Genomic DNA, 1,703 nt, shown 5'->3' with positions numbered 1-1,703 from the left:
ACCCCTCAGCGGTTGTCATGTCTTTGCCAGATTGGGTATAACAAACTATCGTGCAGCGATTGAGAGGCGGTTGGATCAGTGGTCGCAGGTGGCGGTCTTCCCGGTGTGCTCTTGCGGCGCTCATGGCGGCGGTGCTTGTCTTCTCCGGCTGCCAGTACTTCAGCCCGCGCCAAGTTTCTACCAATTACAACCTGCCGCTAACGGTGTTGTTGCGTTTGGACCCCAGTATCGGCGCCGCAGCGTTGGATTATCACGATGCCTGCGCGCAGCCGGCGGTCTTGGCCATCCATGAGCCGCTCGCGGCAGAACTCAAAAAGCGAATGGAGCAGGTATTCGAGCGGGTCGTGATTCAGGCCGGGTCGTCCCGTGAGTCGATCGATGGCGTGGTGGATGTGGCATTGGGCCCTCGACAGGTCGATATGTTCGTCGTGCGCAAAGCCAATAAGTCGTATCCGGCGACGGTGACACTGGGCCTTGATGTGGCGTATACCGATCTGCAAGGGACCCTGTTGCAGAACAAAAAATTGCAAAGCGTCGCGACGGGAGAGGTGGAGGCGCGCGCGGAGACATGCGACGTCAGGGGCCTCGATGTTGTGGCTAGGCAAGTCATCGGCACAGTCGTGGAAGGCGTGGCAGAACACCTTGGGACCTCTACAAAAATACGGGAACACGCCCAGTTCAAAAAAACTCAGCGAGGAACGACAGCCCAAGGTGCGCCAGTGGCGCAGGTGCCTCCTTCCTCTCTGCCCGTTGCGCCCCTGTCCAATGCGCCGGTGGCAACTGTGCCAGAAGGTGTCCCTCCGGCACCAGCCGCGACGACCGGTACGACGCACCTATCATTTCGCACCATTCTTCGAGACCAGAATCAAAACCATGTCTTGCAGCAGAATGAACGCTTCAGCGTGGAATTCGAAGTCAAAAACGAAGGGCCGACAGTGGCCGATGCCGTTGCAGTGGCGCTCAGCGGACATCCAGCCATTGTGGCATCAGTGAAAACGCCCGTCTCTGTCGGCGTATTGAAACCGGGGGAAATCCGGCGGGTGACGGTAGATGGCACGGTCGGCAAGGTGTCGGAAGCAGAACAGGCGGAGTTGATCTGCGCCCTGCAAGCCGCAACAAACGTGGTGCTTCCATCACCCAAGAAATTTTTCGTCGCCATCAAACCGGATATGACCGATGCCACCGAAGTCGTGTCGGTCGATGTCGACCAACTTCCCGGCAAAAAGAGCAAACCGGCGCAGCCGCATGCGGTAGCCATTGCGATCGGTGTGGGAGCGTTTCGAGATCCAGCCATGCCGACGATGAACCTGGCCGCTCACGATGCGGAAGTCATGAGCGGGTACTTCACCTCCGTGATGGGGATTCCAGCCCAGAAGGTCAAGGTCGCGCTTGACGCAAAGGGGCTGAAAGACGATTGGATCGAGGTATTCGAACAATGGTTACCGAAGCAGGGAGGACCGCACACCACGGCCTACGTGTATGTCGCCGGCCGAGCCATTGTGGATCATGACACGGGAGCGGTCTCCCTGCTGCCGTATGATGCGACGGTATCCGGATCGACTCGCGCCTTTTCCCTGGCCCGGCTGCAGCGGGCGCTCGCGAATGCGCCGGTCAAACAAGCGGTCGTGATGTTGGACTTGTCCCTGGAACCATCGTCCGGTTCGGATCCCGCTCGCGTGGCCGCCCCTCGGTGGGTCTCGCAG

The 1,703-nt window shown here is 59.5% G+C and carries 1 protein-coding gene; it reads left to right on the top strand.

The window, feature by feature from the left end:
* Positions 1-122: 122 nt before the first annotated feature.
* Positions 123-1,703: hypothetical protein (locus tag JNL86_00090; GenBank protein ID MBL8041299.1), on the top strand; the 1,581-nt coding region annotated here is incomplete at its 3' end.

The organism is Nitrospira sp., from assembly GCA_016788885.1.
GTDB lineage: Bacteria > Nitrospirota > Nitrospiria > Nitrospirales > Nitrospiraceae > Nitrospira_A.
The sequence above is the reverse complement of the archived record's forward strand: the minus strand, read 5'-3'. Positions and strand labels throughout refer to the sequence as shown.